Source organism: Vibrio sp. (assembly GCF_038138445.1).
GTDB lineage: Bacteria > Pseudomonadota > Gammaproteobacteria > Enterobacterales > Vibrionaceae > Vibrio.
Map to the genome: position 1 here is coordinate 1 of NZ_JAYQDQ010000149.1, position 5,314 is coordinate 5,314.

2 protein-coding genes are annotated in these 5,314 nt (G+C 43.2%); one reads left to right on the forward strand and one right to left on the reverse strand.

What is annotated here, in order from left to right; all coding sequences use genetic code 11:
* Nucleotides 1–85 precede the first annotated feature (85 nt).
* Nucleotides 86–3,763 (reverse strand): methionine synthase, encoded by a 3,678-nt coding sequence (gene metH / locus AAFM34_RS20300; RefSeq protein WP_341665992.1) that lies wholly within the window; start codon nt 3,761–3,763, stop codon nt 86–88.
* A gap of 168 nt (nt 3,764–3,931) precedes the next feature.
* Between metH and AAFM34_RS20305 the strand changes: the two genes are divergently transcribed.
* Nucleotides 3,932–5,221, forward strand: a complete 1,290-nt coding sequence (locus AAFM34_RS20305; RefSeq protein ID WP_341665994.1) for a sodium:proton antiporter — start codon at nt 3,932–3,934, stop codon at nt 5,219–5,221.
* Nucleotides 5,222–5,314: the final 93 nt, after the last annotated feature.

Consider the following 5,314-nt stretch of genomic DNA (forward strand, 5'->3'; position numbering starts at 1 on the left):
ATGGGATCATTCAATTGATCTGCCGATTAATGTTTAACTGATCGGCATTACAGCCCATACTGTGCTTTTTGATTTCTAGAAAACACTAGTTGATATTAGGGCCTAACCATTTCTCAGCTTCCAAATTATCCCACCCTTTGCGTTTCGCGTAGCTCTCAACTTGGTCTGGCTGAATCTGAGCAATCGCAAAATAGCGCGAGTCCGGATGTGAAAAATACCAGCCTGAGACTGAAGCTCCTGGCCACATGGCATAACTTGTGGTTAAAGACATCTCTATTGTCTTTTCAACGTTGAGCAATTCCCATAACGTTGCTTTCTCTGTATGTTCGGGACACGCTGGATAACCCGGTGCTGGTCGAACCCCCTGATATTTTTCCCGTATCAGCTCTTCATTAGATAAGTTTTCGTCTTTCGCGTAGCCCCAAATTTCTTTGCGTACTCGCTCATGAAGATACTCGGCGAACGCTTCTGCAAGCCTATCCGCCACAGCTTGAATCATAATCGCGTTATAATCATCTCCGTTAGCTTTATATTCATCCGCTAACTCACGCTCTCCTATTCCTCCGGTTACCGCAAAGGCGCCAATCCAATCAGACTTTCCGCACGTTTTAGGCGCAATATAATCTGATAGACAGTAATTGTAGCCCTTAGGCTTTTCGGTTTGCTGACGCAGGTTATGCAATATTTTATGAACTTGAGTCCGAGACTCATCGGTGTAAACTTCAATATCATCACCAACACTTGCCGCAGGGAAAAGCGCGCACATGCCGCGAGCCTTTAATAGCCCCTCTCTTTCTACTCTATCAAGCAATTCATTGGCGTCGGCAAATAATCTTTTAGCTTCTTCTCCAACCTCTTCATGTTCAAAAATTGCTGGATATTTTCCAACCAAAGACCAAGTCATAAAAAATGGAGTCCAATCAATGTAACGGCGAAGAGTTGCGACATCAAAATCATCAAACACATGTACTCCAGGCTTTGCTGGTACCGGTGGAGTGTAGCTATCCCAATCTATAGCCACTTTATTCTCACGTGCTTGTTCAAGTGTTACTGGCTTGGTGCGCGGCTTCTTGCGATTATGTTGATCGCGAACTCGCACATAATCTGCATCCAGCCTTTCAATAAAGGCTGGGCGTAACTCGTCAGAAAGTAGGGATGTACATACACCCACAGCGCGAGAAGCATTGTTCACGTACACAACCGGATGGCGATAATTTTGTTCAATTTTAACTGCGGTGTGAGCTTTAGAAGTTGTCGCTCCGCCTATCAATAACGGCAAGTGGTAATCAAGACGCTCCATTTCTTTAGCAACATGGACCATTTCATCAAGAGAAGGGGTAATTAAACCGGACAAGCCTATAATATCGACATTTTCTTCTTTGGCGACCTTGAGTATTTTCTCACATGGCACCATTACGCCCAGATCAATAATTTCGTAATTGTTGCATTGTAAAACGACCCCAACGATGTTTTTACCTATATCATGAACATCGCCTTTGACCGTTGCCAACAGTATCTTACCGTTAGAAGATCCTGCTTGTTTTTCGGCATTAATGAAGGGTTCTAAGTGTGCGACGGCTTGCTTCATCACTCGAGCAGACTTCACTACTTGGGGAAGAAACATCTTACCTTCTCCAAATAAATCACCGACCACATTCATACCGTCCATTAAAGGACCTTCAATCACCTCAAGAGGCTTAGCTGCATTGACGCGTGCTTCCTCAGTATCATCGACAATAAACTCTGTAATACCCTTAACCAAGGCATGTTCTAACCGTTTAGCTACGGGCCAAGTTCGCCACTCAAGCGCGCTAGCATCTTCCTCTTTACCGACTCCTTTTTGTGCGTACTCGGCAGCTATGTCTAGCAATCGCTCGGTTGCATCATCACGGCGATTGAGAACCACATCTTCTACAGCTTCTCTAAGCTTTTCAGGAACATTATCATAGATTTCTAACTGGCCAGCATTCACTATGCCCATATCCATGCCATTACGAAAGCAATGGTAAAGAAACACAGCGTGAATGGCTTCACGGACGTAATTGTTGCCCCGAAATGAAAAAGAAACGTTGGATACACCACCTGAAATCATCGCATAAGGAAGATCTCGCTTAATATCCGCAACCGCATCAATGAAATCGACCGCGTAGTTGTTATGTTCTTCGATACCCGTTGCAACGGCAAATATATTAGGATCGAAGATGATATCTTCTGCAGGGAAACCCACTTCATCAACCAAAATTCGGTATGCTTGAGTACAGATTTCCAACTTTCTCTGACGAGTTTCTGCCTGACCAACTTCATCAAACGCCATGACAATAACCGCAGCGCCATAGCGGCGAATAAGTTTTGCTTGCTCAATAAACTTATCTTTCCCTTCCTTTAAGGAAATAGAATTCACAATCCCCTTGCCTTGGATACACTTAAGCCCTGCTTCGATGACCTCCCATTTAGATGAGTCAACCATAATAGGAACTTTGGATATTTCAGGCTCTGATGCACAAAGATTGAGAAAACGAACCATACATGCCTCAGCATCGAGCATGCCCTCATCCATGTTTATATCGATAATTTGAGCACCATTTTCTACTTGCTGACGAGCAACATCGAGCGCCTCATCGTATAGCTCTTCTTTTATAAGGCGCTTAAAACGTGCTGAACCTGTCACATTAGTTCGTTCACCCACATTCACAAATAGGGTGTCTTTCTCTATAGTTAGCGGTTCTAATCCAGAAAGACGACACGCCACGGTTAGCTCTGGTAACTGACGAGGTGTGATAGCCTCCACAGCCTCCGCCATGTGGCTTATATGCTCAGGGGTTGTACCACAACATCCGCCGATTAAATTGAGGAAACCACTCTGAGCCCATTCCTTAACATGCATTGCCATATCTTGAGGAGATAGATCATATTCGCCAAAAGCATTAGGTAACCCAGCATTCGGATGGGCAGAAACAAATGATTCTGAAATACGCGACAATTCCTCGACATAAGGACGAAGTTCATCTGGGCCAAGAGCACAATTAAGGCCAAATGAAATAGGCTTTACATGGCGAAGAGAATTATAAAAAGCTTCTGTCGTCTGTCCTGATAATGTCCTACCTGATGCATCTGTGATGGTGCCAGAAATCATGACAGGCAATGCCAGTCCCAACTCTTCAAATACACTATCAACCGCGAATGCACAGGCTTTGGCATTTAACGTATCAAAGATTGTTTCGATAAGTATGAGATCAGAGCCACCTCTTATTAAAGCTTTGGTGGATTCTGAGTAAGCACTAACTAACTCATCAAAACTTACATTACGGTAACCCGGATCATTAACATCTGGAGAAATAGAGCAAGTACGGTTAGTGGGACCAAGCACACCAGCTACATAACGAGGCTTTTGTGGATTCTTTGCTGTCCATTCATCAGCCGCTGCACGAGCTAGTCTTGCAGCTTGGTAGTTAATCTCTTCGCTAAGGCTTTCCATATCGTAGTCAGCCATAGCGATGGTTGTCGCATTAAACGTATTGGTTTCAAGGATATCAGCACCTGCTTGTAGGTAATCACTGTGGATAGCCTTAATTAAATCAGGTTGAGTTAATACTAAAAGATCATTGTTACCTTTAAGATCACAGTGCCAATTAGCAAAGCGCTCTCCACGGTAGTCTGCTTCCTCTAGTTTATGCCCCTGAATCATGGTGCCCATACCACCATCAATCAGCAATATGCGATGTTTTAGCTGAGTTTCTATCTCTTGCCTTATGTTACTTCCCACGGTACAGCCCCATTACTTTCCTTATTCAGCCATCCTATCACAGTTTCAAAAGGAGTCTAGACGTCTAAACGACTAAATTTCTCACCGAAGAATGACAAAAAACGTTTGCTATTTAATCACGTCGAGAAGAGAATTCTCAGTCATAATTTGTCACACTTTGAGATCCCGATGTCGGTTTACTACACTCTCTGTTTTTTATCTGCCGCCGCAATGTTTATTGCCTTTATAAACAGCAAGATAGGAAAAATGCAAACAACCATTGCAATTACGGCAGGCTCAATGGTTCTATCTCTTCTTATTCTAATCGCCGGACAAAACAACTGGTTTCATCTAACCGAAATAGCTTCAGATACTGTATCAAGTATTAATTTTGAAGACTTTCTCCTCAAAGGAATATTGGGTTTTCTACTGTTTGCTGGTGGTTTAGGCATTAAGTTACCTCACTTAAAGAATCAAAAGTGGGAGATTACCGTACTGGCATTAGGTGCTACTTTATTCTCAACGTTTTTCATCGGTTTTGTCCTATATGGTTTCTGCCAGCTGCTCGGTGTTCAATTTGATTTAGTCTATTGCTTGCTCTTTGGCGCACTGATTTCACCGACCGACCCTATTGCCGTTCTTGCTATAGTCAAAAAGCTAGACGCACCTGAGCGCATCTCAACTCAGATTGAAGGAGAGTCATTATTTAACGATGGTTTTGGCTTGGTTATATTTGTCACACTGTTCACCATAGCTTTTGGTAGTGAAGCTCCAACAGTAGGTAGCGTCACTATGCTCTTTATCCAAGAAGCCATTGGTGGCATCGTATATGGCTTTGCTCTTGGATTGCTATTCCATTACCTGATCAGTTCAACCGACGATCACTCAATGGAGTTACTGCTAACGATAGGTGTGCCTACGGCTGGCTATGCATTTGCGGAAGTTCTGCACGTTTCAGGGCCGCTTGCTATGGTTGTATCTGGAATTATGATCGGCAACTGGACTCGATTTATTGGCTTCTCTAAAGAGAGTGAAGACCATCTTGATCACTTCTGGGAACTTGTCGATGAGTTTTTAAACGGCGTGCTGTTTCTTTTGATCGGTATGTCCATGTTACTGTTTGAATTCCATGAAGAAGATTGGATCTTAATGGCATTTTCTATACCTCTAGTGCTGGGCGCGCGTTACCTAAGTGTTTTCCTTGCGTACATCGGCTTTAAACGGCATAGAAAATACAACCCATGGTCAGTCAAGATCCTGACTTGGGGCGGTTTACGGGGCGGTTTAGCCCTAGCTATGGCCCTTTCTATTCCCTCAGGTATTTGGGTTATTCAAGACAAGCTCATCGACGTGAAAGAAATTATCCTCGTTATGACATACTCAGTCGTAGTGTTTTCCATCTTAGTTCAAGGTTCAACGATTACCCCTATGATAGAAAAAGCCAAGCTTGCTGAAAAAGAGATGGAGTCGGATAAATAGCTTTTTCAAAATGATAATATTTTTCGCTTGAAGTGATACAAAGTAAGCTGGCGGTAAACCCCATCTAATCATTTCCTTTTAAATTCGGTATTG

What these genes read in the sequence shown, in the direction of transcription:
- AAFM34_RS20305 (WP_341665994.1), top strand. Translation starts at nt 3,932, where the DNA reads ATGTCGGTTTACTACACTCTCTGTTTTTTATCTGCCGCCGCAATGTTT.